Source organism: Pantoea sp. YU22, assembly GCF_003970755.1.
GTDB classification, from domain to species: Bacteria; Pseudomonadota; Gammaproteobacteria; order Enterobacterales; family Enterobacteriaceae; genus Pantoea; species Pantoea piersonii.
The window spans coordinates 173,942-189,691 of the sequence record NZ_RYDU01000005.1 but is presented as its reverse complement, the minus strand read 5'-3'; the positions used below and the strand labels follow the sequence as shown (position 1 = coordinate 189,691).

The following is a 15,750-nucleotide window of genomic DNA, read 5'->3' as shown; positions in this document are numbered from 1 at the left end:
GTCAGAGAAATTATGCGCAAACGGTTTCGTCGGGCGGGGTGTTTCTCTATAATACCGCCCGTTTTCTGCTGTTGTGCCCCTTGAAGCGTCGCACGGCGCTCTGACGAGAGATTAAATGATGGAAATTCTGCGTGGTTCGCCCGCCCTGTCGGCATTTCGTGTAAACAAACTGCTGACCCGCTTTCAGGACGCTCACCTGCCGGTGAGTGACATTTACGCCGAGTACGTCCATTTTGCCGATGTCAGCGCACCGCTGAACGCTGATGAAAAAGCGCGCCTGCAGCGCCTGCTGAAATACGGTCCTTCTCTCGCCGAACATGCGCCACAAGGCCGTCTGCTGCTGGTCACGCCGCGTCCCGGCACTATTTCGCCCTGGTCTTCCAAAGCGACAGATATCGCGCACAACTGCGATCTGCCGCAGGTGCGACGCCTTGAGCGCGGTCTGGCTTTCTATGTGCAGGCGCCGCAGCTGACGGAAACGCAGTGGCAGGCGCTTCAGTCGCTGCTGCACGACCGCATGATGGAGACCGTCTACAGCGATTTTTCGCAGGCGGAGGCGCTGTTCGCCCATCATGAGCCGCAGCCGCTTAAGAGCGTAGACGTGCTGAATAACGGCCGCCAGGCGCTGGAAGAAGCTAACCGTACGCTGGGGCTGGCGCTGGCGGACGATGAAATCGACTACCTGCTGGAGGCTTTCCAGCGCCTCGGACGCAACCCGAACGACATCGAACTCTATATGTTCGCGCAGGCCAACTCTGAGCACTGCCGTCATAAAATCTTTAACGCCGACTGGATTATCGACGGCGAAAAACAGCCGAAGTCGCTGTTTAAAATGATTAAAAACACCTTTGAGACCACGCCGGATCATGTGCTGTCAGCCTATAAAGACAACGCAGCGGTTATGGAAGGCTCAGAGGTAGGGCGCTTCTTCGCCGACGCGCGCAAAGGCGAATATGAATACCATCAGGAAGCGGCGCATATCCTGATGAAGGTAGAAACCCATAACCACCCGACGGCGATCTCGCCGTGGCCAGGTGCAGCGACCGGCTCCGGCGGCGAAATCCGCGACGAAGGCGCCACCGGGCGCGGCGCGAAGCCGAAAGCCGGTCTGGTCGGTTTCTCCGTGTCGAACCTGCGTATTCCAGGCTTTGAGCAGCCTTGGGAAGAGGATTTCGGCAAGCCAGACCGCATCGTCAGCGCGCTGGACATCATGACCGAAGGCCCGCTGGGCGGCGCAGCGTTCAATAACGAATTTGGGCGTCCGGCGCTGAACGGCTATTTCCGCACCTATGAAGAGCAGGTCAACAGCCATAACGGCGTTGAGCTGCGCGGCTATCACAAGCCGATTATGCTGGCGGGCGGCATCGGCAATATCCGCGCCGACCACGTGCAGAAAGGTGAAATTACCGTCGGCGCGAAGCTGATCGTACTGGGCGGCCCGGCGATGAATATCGGTCTGGGCGGCGGCGCGGCCTCATCTATGGCCTCCGGTCAGTCAGACGCCGATCTCGATTTCGCCTCGGTGCAGCGCGACAACCCGGAAATGGAGCGCCGCTGTCAGGAGGTGATTGACCGCTGCTGGCAGATGGGCGAAGAGAACCCGATTCTCTTTATCCATGACGTAGGCGCGGGCGGTCTCTCCAACGCCATGCCGGAGCTGGTGAGCGACGGCGGACGCGGCGGTCGTTTTAACCTGCGCGATATCCTTAACGATGAGCCGGGCATGAGCCCGCTGGAAGTGTGGTGTAACGAGTCGCAGGAGCGCTACGTGCTGGCGGTGGCACCGGAGAAACTGGCAGAATTCGACGCGCTGTGTCAGCGCGAGCGCGCCCCTTACGCCGTTATCGGCGAAGCGACCGAAGAGCAGCACCTGAGCCTGAGCGACAGTCATTTCGACAACACGCCGATCGACATGCCGCTTGACGTACTGCTGGGCAAAACGCCGAAAATGATGCGCGACGTAGTGACGCAGCAGGCAAAAGGCGAGCCGCTGCTGCGCGACGGCATTACCCTCAGCGATGCGGTAAACCGCGTGCTGCATCTGCCAGCCGTGGCGGAGAAAACCTTTCTCGTTACTATCGGCGACCGTACCGTGACCGGTATGGTGGCGCGCGACCAGATGGTCGGTCCGTGGCAGATCCCTGTCGCGAACTGCGCGGTCACTACCGCCAGCCTCGACAGCTATCACGGCGAAGCCTTTGCGTTGGGCGAACGCGCCCCGGTCGCGCTGCTCGATTTCGCCGCTTCGGGCCGTCTGGCGGTGGGCGAAGCGCTGACCAACCTTGCGGCGACGCAGATTGGCGATCTCAAGCGCGTGAAACTCTCCGCTAACTGGATGGCCGCTGCAGGTCATCCGGGCGAAGACGCAGGCCTCTACGAAGCGGTCAAGGCAGTAGGCGAGGAGCTTTGTCCTGCGCTCGGCATCACTATCCCGGTGGGCAAAGACTCTATGTCGATGAAAACCCGCTGGCAGGAAGGCGTCGAGCAGCGCGAAATGACTGCGCCGCTGTCGCTGGTGATCACCGCCTTCGCCCGCGTGGAAGATGTGCGCCGCACCGTGACGCCGCAGCTGCAGGCGGAGGGTGAAAACCTGCTGCTGCTGATCGATCTCGGCAACGGCGCGAATACGCTGGGCGCGACCGCGCTGTCGCAGGTCTATCGTCAGCTGGGCGACAAACCGGCCGACGTGCGCGATGCGCAGCAGCTGGCGGGCTTCTTCAATGCGATGCAGACGCTGGTAGCGCAGCAGAAACTGCTGGCTTACCACGACCGTGCAGACGGCGGTCTGCTGGTGACGCTGGCGGAAATGGCCTTTACCGGCCACTGCGGTATCGATGTCGATATCGCCGCGCTGGGCAGCGACGCGCTGGCGGCGCTCTTTACCGAAGAGCTGGGCGCGGTTATTCAGATTAAAGCGGAAGATCGCGATGCGGTTGAGAAGGTGCTGGCGGAGCAGGGACTGGCAGGATGCAGTCACGTTCTGGGCAGCGCACAGCGCGGCGATCGTTTTGTTATTCGTTTCGGCGACAGCGCGATCTACAGCGAAAGCCGCACCACGCTGCGTACCTGGTGGGGCGAAACCAGCTGGCAGATGCAGCGTCTGCGCGATAACCCTCTCTGCGCCGACCAGGAGCACGAGGCGCGTAAAGACGATAACGATCCCGGCCTGAACGTTCACCTGACCTTTAAACCGGAAGAGGATATCGCCGCGCCGATGATCGCCACCGGCGCGCGTCCGCGCGTCGCGGTGCTGCGTGAGCAGGGGGTTAACTCCCATGTTGAAATGGCGGCTGCCTTCCACCGCGCTGGCTTCACGGCGGTTGACGTGCATATGAGCGATCTGCTTGCGGGGCGTCGGGGACTGGAGGAGTTCCAGGCGCTGGTGGCCTGCGGCGGTTTCTCTTATGGCGACGTACTGGGCGCTGGCGAAGGCTGGGCAAAATCCATTCTGTTCAATAACCGCGTGCGCGATGAGTTCGAGAACTTTTTCCATCGTCCGCAGACGCTGGCGCTTGGCGTGTGCAACGGCTGCCAGATGATGTCGAATCTGCGCGAGCTGATCCCGGGCAGTGACCTCTGGCCGCGCTTTGTGCGCAACCAGTCCGAGCGTTTTGAAGCGCGTTTCAGCCTGGTTGAAGTGGCCGTCAGCCCGTCTCTGCTGCTGGACGGCATGGCAGGCTCGCATATGCCGATTGCGGTCTCTCACGGCGAGGGCTTTGTTGAAGTGCGCGACGGCGCACATCTGGCCGCGCTGGAGTCGAAAGGTCTGGTCGCGCTGCGCTTTATCGATAACTACGGTAAAGTCACCGAAGCCTACCCGGCTAACCCGAATGGCTCGCCTCACGGCATTACGGCGGTAACGAACGAAAGCGGACGCGTCACGATTATGATGCCGCACCCGGAGCGCGTATTCCGTACGGTGAGCAACTCCTGGCATCCGGCTGAGTGGGGCGAGGATAGCCCGTGGATGCGCATTTTCCGTAATGCGCGTAAGCAGCTAGGATAAATCTGGTAAGCGAGCAAAAAGGAGACAGCGATGTCTCCTTTTTTTATGAGTGTTGGGAAATAGCGACATTCCCCTTGTTAGTTGTCTCTAAAAGGCGACATATATCTTACTGATAGATAAGACATAAGCGCGTGATGGGCAGATGTGTTGGGATTTGGCGACAGATAGGCGCTTCGCGTTTCGCGCTTCACGGCAGGAATAGCCGCTAATGCTGGCAACCGTCTGAAAAAGAATACTATTTATTTTCTGGCGCGAAGTTTGCTAATATCACTACGTGGCTCATTCTCCTGTTTATGATTGCCCCGCACTGCGGCAGAGCTCATAAAAACTGAATGACGCACCAAACGGAGCCTGCCGTCCACCAGCCGATAATCGCTTGCTTTGCAACGTTATCAAGCATCGGGCGAAACGTTGAGTTAGGCTCCACCTCTTTTTCGGCGATGCTGCGGCGTCGCTCTCACGGCAGGCCAGAAGGCCTGCCGTTTTCATTTCCGCTCTATCTTCCACCGGCGGACTTCGCTAGCATCCTTACAGCGTTTATTAAAGGAAGCGACCGCGTGAGAAGATGGCGTTTATTTCCCCGATCGTTGCGCCAGCTGGTGCTGATGGCGTTTTTACTGGTGCTGTTGCCGCTGCTGGTGCTGGCATGGCAAGCCTGGGAAAGCCTGTCGGCCTTAAGCGATCAGGCTGTCGACACCAATCGCAATACCTTTACCGACGTGCGGCGCAGTGAGGCGATGGCGCGTACCGCGCTGGAGCTGGAGCGCAGCTATCGCCAGTATTGCGTGCTGGGCGACGCCACCCTGTCGCGCCTCTATCAAACCCAGCGCGCGCGATACAGCCAGATACTCGATTCCCACGCTTCCAGCCTGCCCGCGCTGGCGGCGTTCCAGACGCTGCGTGCAACGCTGCCGCAGTTAACCGAGTTACAGTGCGATAACGGCAATCCGGTCGCTGCCGCCTCGCAGGCGCTGGAGCGTTTCTCCGCCGCTAATGCGCAGCTGGTGCAGGAGACGCGTGAAGTAGTGTTCGCGCGCGGGCTGCAGCTGCAGCGCGAAATCGCCGATCGCGGCCAGTTTTTCGGCTGGCAGGCGCTTATTCTGTTTATCGTCAGCCTGGCGCTGGTGCTGCTTTTCACCCGTATGATTATCGGACCGGTCAAAAGCGTCGAGCGCATGATCAACCGGCTCGGCGAAGGGCGCGAACTGGGCGCGAGCGTGGCCTTTCGCGGACCGCGCGAACTGCGCTCGCTTGGTCAGCGCATCGTCTGGCTTAGCGAGCGGCTGGCGTGGCTGGAGACGCAGCGCCATGAGTTTTTGCGCCATCTCTCCCATGAGCTGAAAACGCCGCTCGCCAGCCTGCGCGAAGGCACCGAGCTGCTGGCGGACGAAGTGGTCGGCGCGCTGAACAGCGACCAGAAAGAGGTGGTGGCGATCCTGGACACCAGCAGCCGTCATCTGCAGCGCCTGATTGAACAACTGCTCGACTACAACCGTAAACAGTCAGAAGGTCCTACGACGCTGGAAGCGGTGGATATTGTCGACCTGGTGGATATGGTGGTGAGCGCCCATGCGCTGCCGGCGCGCGCTAAACTGATGCATGTGCATTGCGATCTACAGGCGAAGCGCTGCCTCGCCGAACCTGTGCTGCTGATGCGCGTGATCGATAACTTATACTCTAACGCCGTGAACTATGGCGGCGAATCCGGTAGCATCTGGCTGCGCAGCCAGCTGCACGGCGATAAAGTATGGATAGAGGTGGCTAACAGCGGCACGCCGATCCCCGCGAAAGAACGGGAAATGATATTCGAACCCTTTTTTCAGGGCAGTCTGCAGCGTAAAGGGCCGGTTAAAGGCAGCGGGCTGGGACTGAGCATCGCTAAAGATTGTCTGCGTCGCATGCAGGGGGATCTGCAGCTGGTTGACAGCCAGGACGCCGACGTTTGTTTTCGTATCGTACTGAATCACACAGCCGGGAATCTCTGACAGATGAATATCGTCTTCGCCTCACTTTTTACAGCGCTGCTGAGCTTCTCTCTCAGCGGCTGTAACGCCTCCCCGGCCGCTTCGTCTGCGCATCGCGACGCCATCGTCGCCGAGCCGGAGGTCAGGCTCCCCGATTATCTGGCAACAGACTGCGCCAGCGTCTGGCGCAACGAAAGCGCGGCAGCCACGGGCAATCCGCTCTACTGGATGCGCGCCATCGACTGCGCCGAGCGCCTGTCGCCCGCAGAGGCGCGCGCCGAAGCGCATCGCTGGCCAGTTGAAGGCTGGGCGCGCGCGTTTAAAAACGGCATTCTGATGGCTAACGGCAACGTCACGCCGCTGGAGCGACGCGATTATGTCGAGGCGCTGGACGAATACAGCAGCCGTTTCCCTGGCGCGGTGCGTCCGCTGATCCAGCTGTGGCGCAGCAACCAGGTCGCTCAGCTCGATCTCAGCGAAACGCGTTCGCGCTTCGCGCATTTACAGCAGAGCAGCGATGCGCAGCTTGATGCGCTACGTCAGCAAGATGCGCAGATGCGTAAAACCCTTAATGACACGCAGCATAAGCTGGAGCGCCTGACCGATATTGAGCGCCAGCTCTCTTCACGCAAAGCGCCGGACGTTACAGAGGGCGGCCATGCGCCGGAAGCCTCGCAACATGAGGAGCCTTAATGGCCAGACAATCCGCACGTTTGTTGCTGGTAGATGACGATCCCAGCCTGCTGAAGCTGCTGGGCATGCGTCTTACTAGCGAAGGCTATCAGGTGACCACCGCCGCCAGCGGGCCGGAAGCGCTGCGCCTGCTGCAGAAAGATCAGATCGATCTGGTGATCAGCGATTTGCGTATGGATGAGATGGACGGTCTGGCGCTGTTCGGCGAAATTCAGAAGCGCAACCCCAGCCTGCCGGTGATTATTCTCACGGCGCACGGCTCGATTCCGGATGCCGTCTCCGCCACGCAGCAGGGCGTATTCAGTTTTCTTACCAAGCCGGTGGACCGCGATGCGCTCTATAAAGCGATCGACGATGCACTGGCGCAGCGCGCGCCAGCCAGCGACGACCGCTGGCGCGAGGCGATCGTCACCCGCAGCCCGACAATGCTGCGGCTGCTGGAGCAGGCGCATATGGTGGCGCAGTCTGACGTCAGCGTATTGATTAACGGCCAGAGCGGCAGCGGCAAAGAGGTGCTGGCGCAGGCGATCCACGCCGCCAGCCCGCGCGCGGACAAACCTTTTATCGCCATTAACTGCGGCGCGCTGCCGGAACAGCTGCTGGAGTCTGAGCTGTTCGGGCACGCCAGAGGCGCCTTTACCGGCGCGGTAAGCGCGCGCGAAGGGTTGTTTCAGGCGGCGGAAGGGGGCACGCTGTTCCTGGATGAGATTGGCGATATGCCGCCGTCGCTGCAGGTGAAACTGCTGCGCGTACTGCAGGAGCGCAAAATCCGTCCGCTCGGCAGCAATCATGATATCGATATTAACGTGCGCATCATCTCCGCGACGCATCGCGATTTGCCAAAAGCGATGGAGAAAAAAGAGTTTCGCGAGGATCTCTTTTACCGGCTTAACGTGGTCAATCTTAAACTGCCCGCGCTGCATGAGCGCACGGAGGATATTCCGCTGCTTGCCAGCCATCTGCTGCGTCAGGCGGCGGATCGACATAAACCTTTTGTGCGCAGCTTCTCAGTGGATGCGATGAAGCGGCTGATGACGGCGAGCTGGCCGGGCAACGTGCGTCAGCTGGTGAACGTTATCGAGCAGTGCGTGGCGCTCACCTCATCGCCGGTGATCAGCGATGCGCTGGTCGAGCAGGCGCTGAGCGGGGAGAACAGCGTTCTGCCAACCTTTGTCGAGGCGCGAAACCAGTTTGAGCTTAACTACCTGCGTAAGCTGCTGCAGATGACTAAAGGCAATGTCACCAATGCCGCCCGGCTGGCCGGGCGTAATCGCACCGAGTTTTATAAGCTGCTGTCCCGACATGAACTGGACGCCAGCGATTTTAAAGAGTAGCTTTCTGGCGCGATGAAGCGTTTGAAAGCGTTGATAAATACCCCTTCGGGCGGGATGCGTTGCGGGCGACGCCCCTGTAGCCTGACGCTGCGGGTATACACTTACAGCACCCCATCCGGCCACGGAGGGAGTGAGAAAAGGGTCTGACATGAAAAAGATTGATGCGATTATCAAACCATTCAAACTCGATGATGTGCGCGAAGCCTTAGCCGAGGTCGGCATCACCGGGATGACGGTTTCTGAAGTTAAAGGCTTTGGCCGCCAGAAAGGGCATACCGAGCTTTATCGCGGCGCAGAGTATATGGTCGACTTTCTGCCGAAAGTGAAGATTGAAATGGTGGTGGGCGACGATATCGTCGACACCTGCGTGGAAACCATTATGAAAACTGCGCAGACCGGTAAAATCGGCGACGGTAAGATTTTTGTCTTTGACGTCTCGCGCGTGGTGCGTATCCGTACCGGCGAAGAGGATGAAGAGGCGATCTAATTTCGCCTGTGAAAGATAAAAGCCTGCTTGCGGGCTTTGTCTGTTGGCTGGGTGTCAGCGCGGGTGATATGCCCCGATCGCAAAGACGCAAAACGGCATCCCTGCAGCTCGGCCCGCGCCATCCCTGGCGCGGGACGCTTTGCTCCTCGGTCCATATCACCCGCGTGCAGGCTCAGATATCGTCTGTAGCCTGTTCCTGCTGTGGCCTTACAGCCCTTTATGCGGGCCGAACACTTCATAGTGAATGCGAGAGGCATCAACGCCCGCATCGCGTAGCTGACCGGCGATAAACTGCATAAAGCCTACCGGTCCGCACAGCCAGAACTGCGTGCGCGGATCCTGCAGGCGCGCGGCTTCGCTGGCCAGATCCATCATACCTTCAGCATCAAACCGGCCCGCATCGGCGGCGTCCGGCACGCGATACCAGACGCGCTTCTCAAAATCTTGCAGGCGAGCGCCCGTCTCGGCCACTTCATCCGCAAAGGCGTGCTGCGCACCGTTTTCCGTCGCGTGCAGCCAGGTCACCGGCGCGGCATGCTGCTGTTCGGCCAGCGCATGCAGCATCGCCAGCGTCGGGGTTACGCCGACGCCCGCTGAAATTAGCGCCACCGGCGTGTCGGTCGTCACGTCCATAAATACGTCGCCGTGCGGCGCGGTCAGCTCCAGCACATCGCCTGGCTGTGCGTTTTCATGCAGCCAGCCGGAAACGGTGCCCTGTGCGTCGCGTTTCACCGCAATGCGGTAGGTTTTGCCATTGCTGGTATGCGTAAGCGAGTACTGGCGATTCTGCTGAAACTCAAAACTGGCGGGGTGCAGACGGACAGTAATATACTGGCCCGGCTTAAAGGCTGCGACTGCGCCGCCATCGACCGGCGTCAGAGTAAAGCTTTTAATGACCGAACTTTGCTCCTCAATAGCGCTAATGCGGAACGCGCGCGTACCGCGCCAGCCGCCTTCCTGCTGCTCGGTTTCCTGGTAAATCGCCTCTTCACGCTTAATAAATACATCCGCCAGCACGCCATAAGCGCGACCCCATGCCGCCAGCACTTCATCGCCTGGATTCAGCAGTTCTTTAATCGTCGCCAGCAGGTTCTCCCCGACGATAGCGTACTGTTCCGGCTTGATCGTCAGGCTGGCATGCTTCTGCGCGATTTTTTCTACCGCCGGCAGCAGCGCCGCCAGGTTATCCAGATTCGCGCCGTAGGCACAGATGGCGTTAAATAACGCCTCGCGCTGATCGCCGTTGCGCTGGTTGTTCATATTGAACACGTTTTTCAGTTCGGGATGCTGCGACAGCATGCGGTCGTAAAAGTGAGCGGTGAGCTTTGGCCCAACGGCGGCGACAGCAGGAAGGGTAGATTTCACGGTAGCAATGGTTTGTGCGTCAAGCATGGTGGTTCCTCAGGCTGCTTTAAAGTTGCATTTTAAATGCATGTTATGATCCTGGTTCGGTAGTTGTAAATAACCCGGTAAAAAATCAGGCTATAAAGGTGGCAAGCTTTAAGTACAAATTGCAAAAACCTGCGTCACAACCTGAGGAAAAATCGCGGTGCCACCGTAGCACAGGAAAGCGTAAAAATCCTTTGCCAGCGCCAAGCCAATCGTTTGCGTACAATCAGGAATTGGCGCTACCGTCACCTGGCAAAACGGTTTACACTGTTGGCCTTTGCTCCCTAAGGGAGCCTAAACCGCCGTTAAAAGTTAGCTGAGTCAGGAGATGCGGATGTTAAAGCGTGAAATGAACATTGCCGATTATGATGCCGAATTGTGGCAGGCGATGGAGCAAGAGAAAGTGCGTCAGGAAGAGCACATTGAACTGATTGCTTCTGAAAACTACACCAGCCCACGTGTAATGCAGGCGCAAGGTTCGCAGCTCACCAACAAGTACGCGGAAGGGTATCCGGGGAAACGCTACTACGGCGGTTGTGAATATGTCGACATCGTTGAACAACTGGCCATCGATCGCGCTAAAGCGCTGTTCGGCGCCGATTACGCTAACGTGCAGCCGCACTCTGGCTCTCAGGCTAACTTTGCTGTTTATACCGCACTGCTGAAGCCGGGCGATACCATTCTGGGCATGAACCTGGCGCATGGCGGTCACCTGACTCACGGTTCGCCGGTAAACCTCTCTGGCAAACTCTATAACGTCGTGCCTTACGGCATCGATGAGAGCGGCAAAATCGACTACGACGAGCTGGCAGAGCTGGCAAAAACCCATCAGCCGAAAATGATCGTTGGCGGCTTTTCTGCCTACTCCGGCGTCTGCGACTGGGCGAAAATGCGTGAAATCGCTGACAGCGTCGGTGCTTACCTGTTCGTCGATATGGCGCACGTGGCCGGTCTGATCGCTGCTGACGTCTATCCGAACCCGGTTCCGCACGCGCATATCGTCACCTCTACCACCCATAAAACCCTGGCGGGTCCGCGCGGCGGCCTGATCCTGGCGAAAGGCGGCGACGAAGAGCTCTACAAGAAACTCAACTCTGCCGTCTTCCCGGGCGGGCAGGGCGGTCCGCTGATGCACGTTATCGCCGGTAAAGCGGTGGCGTTTAAAGAGGCGATGGAGCCGGAGTTTAAAGCGTATCAGCAGCAGGTTGCTAAAAACGCCAAAGCGATGGTGGAAGTGCTGATCGAGCGCGGCTATAACATCGTTTCAGGCGGCACCCATAACCACCTGTTCCTGATCGATCTGGTCAGCAAAAACCTGACCGGTAAAGAGGCGGACGCCGCGCTGGGCCGCGCCAACATCACCGTTAACAAAAACAGCGTGCCAAACGATCCGAAAAGCCCGTTCGTTACCTCTGGCGTGCGTATCGGTACCCCTGCTGTGACTCGCCGCGGCTTTAAAGAAGCGGAAGTTCGCGAGCTGGCGGGCTGGATTGCCGACGTGCTCGACAACATCAACGATGAAGCGACTATCGAACGCACCAAACAGAAAGTGCTGGAAGTCTGCGCTCGTCTGCCGGTTTACGCATAAGCCTGAGCTTGTGTGACCGCGATTAAGGATGGCTTCGGCCATCCTTTTTTATTGCCGTTTTTAGGCTAGAGTAACGCGCAATCATTTTCTATGGACCCTTCACTGCGGGAGGCAGAATGGCGATCGGCTCGTCAAAATGGCTCGGTCTCGGCTATTTCACTTACTTTTTTTGCTACGGTATCTATCTGCCTTTTTGGGGCGTCTGGCTAAAGGGCACCGGCCTCGATGCGGAGAAGATCGGCCTGCTGCTCGGTTGCGGCATGGTGGCGCGCTTTGTGGGCAGCCTGCTGATCGCTTCGCAGGTGAAGCATCCAGCGCAGCTGATCACCGCGCTGCGGTTGCTGGCGCTGCTGACCTGTTTGTTCGCCGCCGGATACTGGATAGGGCAGCAGTGGCTGTGGCTACTCTTCGTTATAGTGGGCTTTAATCTCTTCTTTTCGCCGCTGGTGCCGCTCAGCGATGCGCTGGCCGCCACCTGGACCCAGCAGATCGGACTGAAATATGGCCCGGTGCGGCTGTGGGGATCGCTGGCGTTCGTTATCAGTTCGGCGCTTACCGGACTGCTGGTCAACCACTGGTCATCGCAGGCGATTCTGGCGCTGCTCTCCGTCGGCGTGCTGGCGATGCTGGGCGGCATGTTGCTGCCGCCGCTTACCCGACCGCAGGGCGAGGAGCGACACAGCGCGACAGGCGGCGGCTGGCAGGCGTGGCGCGATCTGCTGCGTGAGAACAGCGTGTGGCGCTTTATGCTGTGCGTTACGCTGATGCAGGGGGCGCACGCCGCCTATTACGGATTCAGCGCGATATGGTGGCAGCAGAGCGGCTACTCCGCGTCGGTGGTAGGCTATCTGTGGTCGCTTGGCGTGGTAGCGGAGATTGTCGTTTTCGCTCTGAGCAATCGCCTGTTTCGACGCTGGCGCGCGCGCGATTTGCTGCTGCTCTCCGGCATCTGCGCGCTGGTGCGCTGGACATTGCTGGGTGCGACCGTTGAACTACCCTGGCTTATCGTAGGGCAGATCCTGCACTGCGGCAGCTTTACCGTCTGCCATCTGGCGGCGATGCGCTTTATCGCCGCGCGCAGCGGTTCAGACGTTATCCGCCTGCAGTCGATCTACTCGGCGCTGGCGATGGGCGGCGGCATCGCGGTAATGACCATGATCTGCGGCGTGCTGTTTACCCCGCTGCAGGGCCATCTCTTCTGGGTGATGGCGCTGGTCGCGCTGCCCGCACTCTTTTTGCGGCCGCGCGCGGCTTAAGCCTCCAGCAGCGCCCGTATACGCTGCTGCTGATGTTCGCTCAGCGGCAGCTCGGCGTGGATCAGCGGCGGCGAATAGAGCGGTAGCGACGTCGCGTAAGGGGAGATCACCAGCGCGATTTCACGCGGCGCGCCGTCGCGCTGGAAGTCGCTCATATCCTGATATTTGATATTGATCGGCAGCAGCGAAATTTCGCGGATCTGCTGCTCAAGCTGCTGTTCAAGCCGGGCGTTGTCGCCGGTCAGCAGCAGAACCTGCTTCTCCTGCAGCGCGTTTTCCTGCATCAGCCAGGCGCCGAATATCACCGCAATCAGGCTAACCTCCTCCTGGCTGAAGCGCAGATCGTAGGTGGTTTCGAACCCGTCCAGCGCCTGCTGCGTGGTGCGCAGCAGGCGCGGATAGAGCTTCGTGACGTCCAGCGCTACGCTGTTATCAATGCCGATGCCGAAGTGGGAGCGATCCAGCGCCTGCGCCAGATGCGTATAGAGCTGCTCCGTCAGTTCCTGAGGTTCGCCGAAGCGCAGCTCGGCCAGTTGTTCGAAGGTGGCGATAAGCTGTCTGGTTTCCCGCATCAGCTGCTGGCTGCCGGGATGATGCAACGTATCAGGGCCAGGCGCATGGATCAGGCTGAACAGCAGCGTCCAGAAGTCCGCTTCGCTGATATGCGGCGCCAGATGACAGCGCTTTTGCCAGTGAAGAATGACGTCCAACGCCGCCTCGCGCTCATACTTCTGCTGAAGCCAGGCGCGCTGCCGCTCGTTGAACAGGGCAGGCTGGCGCTGCATTAGCCCATACTTCATGAAGATTTGCAGAAACAAGCGGTCGCGCGCGCTGAAGTCGCGGGAGAGCTTCAGGCTGCAGTGCTGGATCAGCGCCTGCAAATTTATCTCGTCATAGAGCGCTTTTTCTATTTTCATCGCTTTCAGCCGCTGGCGCAGCGGCGCGGCAAAATGGTCGCGCACGAAGTTTTCTGACAAGCGCAGCCCGCGCCGCAGCCAGTGCAGCAGGCAAAGTCGCCGATCCAGCTCGGTGCCGTGTATGCGAAAGCTGCCGTCCACCATTTGATGCAGTTCCAACTGGTGATAACGCTGTATCTCATCCCCGACATCTTCGATATCCTGTCGGGCGACGACAGCGTCAACGCCGTTTAACTGACAGAGTTTTTCGAGCGTTAGCGCGGGAGTGGGCAGATACAACAGCAACAGCAGATGACAACGACGCTGTGATCGGGTGAAGAGTGGTGCCGAAGAGGGAGCAGAACTCATCAGTCTAGATTCCAGCGGTCCGGTATTGCGCTAAGAATAGCCAATGGCGAAAAGGGCCGCGGCCTGCTGCTGATTTTTTCTGCAATGCTTCAGCGTGGGTCACAATTTTTTGTTACTTATATGCGCTTTTAACCGGGAATGTAACTTTATAACATTATGAGAGGCATCTTTTTTACTTTACTGTTACTGATGAGCGGGGCCAGTTATGCCCATCCACACAGCTTTATCGATATGAAAACCGAACTGCTCGCCGACGGCGATACCTTCACCGGACTGAAGATGAACTGGACGATGGATGAGATCACCTCCGCCGATCTGCTTTACGATGCGGGCGATGCGAAGCCCGGCAGCGAAGTATGGAAAAAACTGGCGGCGGAAGTCATGGCGAATGTGCTGGGCCAGCACTACTTCTCTGAGGTGTGGCACAACGGCCAGCGCGTGAAATTTCTCAACCTGCCGAAAGAGTACGCACTGTCGCGAAGCGGCAACAAAGCGGTGCTGGAATTTATTTTGCCGCTGGCGGAGCCGCCAGCGCTAACCGGGCAACGTTTCGATATCCTGACTTTCGACCCGACATACTTCGTTGATATGACCTACAGCGACGCCCACGCCCTTAGCCTGCCTGCGGCGTTAACGTCGCGCTGCGAGCTGGCGCTGCATACGCCGAAACCGGACGACAGCCTGAAGCAGTACGCTCTGTCGCTGGATAAAGCCAATGCGCCGCCTGAGGAGATGGATTTGGGTCGCCAGTTTGCGCAAAAGGTCACGCTGACATGTCACTGATGTTTTCTCGTGCTCCTGCGCGTCGCGTCTGGCCGCTGTGGCTGCTGGCGTTCGCGCTGGCGGCGACGGCGTTCGCGCTGTGGCAATACTGGCCGCAGATTCTGCTGCAAAGCGTGAGCTGGCAGAAAGAGCTTCATCAACAGATGACTCAGCTGCTGCAGCAGGTCAAAACCGCGCCCGAACAGGCTGGCGGCATGCTGGTGCTCTTCAGTCTGGCTTATGGCGTTCTGCATGCGCTGGGACCCGGCCACGGCAAAGTGGTGATCACCACCTTTCTCGCGACGCATCCGGCACGTCTCAAGACGACGCTCAGGCTGACGCTGCTGGCCTCGCTGCTGCAGGGCAGCGTGGCGATTGTTCTGGTTACGCTTATGCTGGTGGTGCTGCAAACCTCTTCGCGCCAGCTGCATCTCAGCAGCTACTGGCTGGAGAAGGGGAGCTATCTGTTGGTGATCGGGCTGGGGGTATGGATTGGCGTGCGCGCGTTAAAGGCGCTGCGGCGTCAGCTGCGGCCGCGCTCGCCGATGAAAATCCATGCTCTGCGTGCCGATCATCAGCACGACGCGCATTGCGGCTGCGGTCATGCGCATCTGCCAGACGCGCAGCAGGTCGCCGGGGCGGTCAGCCTTAAAACCCAGCTGCTGCTGGTGGCGTCTATGGGATTGCGTCCCTGTTCGGGCGCGATAATGATGCTGCTGTTTTCCCGCGTTATCGGCGTCTATCTCTGGGGCGTCCTGTCGGCGGCGGTTATGGCGCTGGGCACAGCGTTAACGATTTCCGCGATCGGCCTGCTGGTGCAGCGCTCACGGACGCTGGCGCTGCGGCTGGGCGGCGAAAGCCGGGCGGCCTCAACGGCGGCGCTGGCGATGCCTGTTTTGGCACTGGTCGGCAGCGCGCTGCTGATCGCAGCAGGGCTGGCACTGTGGCAAAGCGCGACGCCCGGCATCGGCGGCGGTTTGCGTCCTTTCGGCTAACAGCCGTGACA

General features: G+C 59.3%; 11 protein-coding genes. 9 read left to right on the top strand and 2 right to left on the bottom strand.

Annotated features, from left to right (window positions below; translation table 11 throughout):
- Nucleotides 1-115: 115 nt before the first annotated feature.
- The 5 genes from purL to glnB all read left to right on the top strand — a co-directional run bounded on the left by purL (nucleotide 116) and on the right by glnB (nucleotide 8,484).
- A complete protein-coding gene (purL, locus tag EKL29_RS10190) occupies nucleotides 116-4,006 on the top strand; it encodes a phosphoribosylformylglycinamidine synthase (protein WP_126689558.1) in 3,891 nt (1,296 codons plus the stop codon).
- A 557-nt stretch (nucleotides 4,007-4,563) separates the two neighbouring features.
- Nucleotides 4,564-5,991, top strand: coding sequence for a HAMP domain-containing sensor histidine kinase (locus tag EKL29_RS10185; RefSeq protein WP_126689557.1), 1,428 nt, complete (start codon nucleotides 4,564-4,566; stop codon nucleotides 5,989-5,991).
- 3 nt (nucleotides 5,992-5,994) lie between these two features.
- Nucleotides 5,995-6,663 carry a two-component system QseEF-associated lipoprotein QseG gene (qseG, locus tag EKL29_RS10180; protein WP_126689556.1) on the top strand — a complete coding sequence of 223 codons (669 nt, stop codon included), beginning with the start codon at nucleotides 5,995-5,997 and terminating at the stop codon, nucleotides 6,661-6,663.
- Nucleotides 6,663-7,997: a two-component system response regulator GlrR gene (gene glrR, locus EKL29_RS10175; RefSeq protein ID WP_126689555.1), complete on the top strand. Its 1,335-nt coding sequence runs from the start codon at nucleotides 6,663-6,665 to the stop codon at nucleotides 7,995-7,997. The genes qseG and glrR overlap by 1 nt, the downstream gene beginning before the upstream one ends.
- Before the next feature lie 148 nt (nucleotides 7,998-8,145).
- Nucleotides 8,146-8,484, top strand: coding sequence for a nitrogen regulatory protein P-II (gene glnB / locus EKL29_RS10170; protein WP_033753971.1), 339 nt, complete (start codon nucleotides 8,146-8,148; stop codon nucleotides 8,482-8,484).
- Between the two features lie 207 nt (nucleotides 8,485-8,691).
- On the opposite strand, the gene hmpA is transcribed toward glnB, so the two are convergent.
- Nucleotides 8,692-9,876, bottom strand: coding sequence for an NO-inducible flavohemoprotein (gene hmpA / locus EKL29_RS10165; protein WP_126689554.1), 1,185 nt, complete (start codon nucleotides 9,874-9,876; stop codon nucleotides 8,692-8,694).
- A 331-nt stretch (nucleotides 9,877-10,207) separates the two neighbouring features.
- On the opposite strand from hmpA, the gene glyA reads away from it, so the two are divergent.
- A complete protein-coding gene (gene glyA, locus EKL29_RS10160) occupies nucleotides 10,208-11,461 on the top strand; it encodes a serine hydroxymethyltransferase (protein ID WP_120457509.1) in 1,254 nt (417 codons plus the stop codon).
- A gap of 116 nt (nucleotides 11,462-11,577) precedes the next feature.
- Nucleotides 11,578-12,717 (top strand): 3-phenylpropionate MFS transporter, encoded by a 1,140-nt coding sequence (locus EKL29_RS10155; protein WP_126689553.1) that lies wholly within the window; start codon nucleotides 11,578-11,580, stop codon nucleotides 12,715-12,717.
- Here EKL29_RS10155 and csiE read toward each other — a convergent pair.
- Nucleotides 12,714-13,982, bottom strand: coding sequence for a stationary phase inducible protein CsiE (gene csiE / locus EKL29_RS10150; protein WP_120457513.1), 1,269 nt, complete (start codon nucleotides 13,980-13,982; stop codon nucleotides 12,714-12,716). The genes EKL29_RS10155 and csiE overlap by 4 nt on opposite strands.
- A 156-nt stretch (nucleotides 13,983-14,138) precedes the next feature.
- On the opposite strand from csiE, the gene EKL29_RS10145 reads away from it, so the two are divergent.
- Nucleotides 14,139-14,765, top strand: coding sequence for a DUF1007 family protein (locus EKL29_RS10145; protein ID WP_126689552.1), 627 nt, complete (start codon nucleotides 14,139-14,141; stop codon nucleotides 14,763-14,765).
- Nucleotides 14,756-15,739: a nickel/cobalt transporter gene (locus tag EKL29_RS10140; protein ID WP_126689551.1), complete on the top strand. Its 984-nt coding sequence runs from the start codon at nucleotides 14,756-14,758 to the stop codon at nucleotides 15,737-15,739. Before EKL29_RS10145 ends, EKL29_RS10140 begins: the two co-directional genes overlap by 10 nt.
- Nucleotides 15,740-15,750 lie beyond the last annotated feature (11 nt).

Bases quoted from the DNA above. Each gene is read 5' to 3' on its own strand.
- EKL29_RS10145 (WP_126689552.1), top strand. From the start codon at position 14,139: ATGAGAGGCATCTTTTTTACTTTACTGTTACTGATGAGCGGGGCCAGT.
- EKL29_RS10140 (WP_126689551.1), top strand. From the start codon at position 14,756: ATGTCACTGATGTTTTCTCGTGCTCCTGCGCGTCGCGTCTGGCCGCTG.
- hmpA (WP_126689554.1), bottom strand. From the start codon at position 9,876: ATGCTTGACGCACAAACCATTGCTACCGTGAAATCTACCCTTCCTGCT.
- EKL29_RS10155 (WP_126689553.1), top strand. From the start codon at position 11,578: ATGGCGATCGGCTCGTCAAAATGGCTCGGTCTCGGCTATTTCACTTAC.
- purL (WP_126689558.1), top strand. From the start codon at position 116: ATGATGGAAATTCTGCGTGGTTCGCCCGCCCTGTCGGCATTTCGTGTA.
- glyA (WP_120457509.1), top strand. From the start codon at position 10,208: ATGTTAAAGCGTGAAATGAACATTGCCGATTATGATGCCGAATTGTGG.
- glnB (WP_033753971.1), top strand. From the start codon at position 8,146: ATGAAAAAGATTGATGCGATTATCAAACCATTCAAACTCGATGATGTG.
- glrR (WP_126689555.1), top strand. From the start codon at position 6,663: ATGGCCAGACAATCCGCACGTTTGTTGCTGGTAGATGACGATCCCAGC.
- csiE (WP_120457513.1), bottom strand. From the start codon at position 13,982: ATGAGTTCTGCTCCCTCTTCGGCACCACTCTTCACCCGATCACAGCGT.
- qseG (WP_126689556.1), top strand. From the start codon at position 5,995: ATGAATATCGTCTTCGCCTCACTTTTTACAGCGCTGCTGAGCTTCTCT.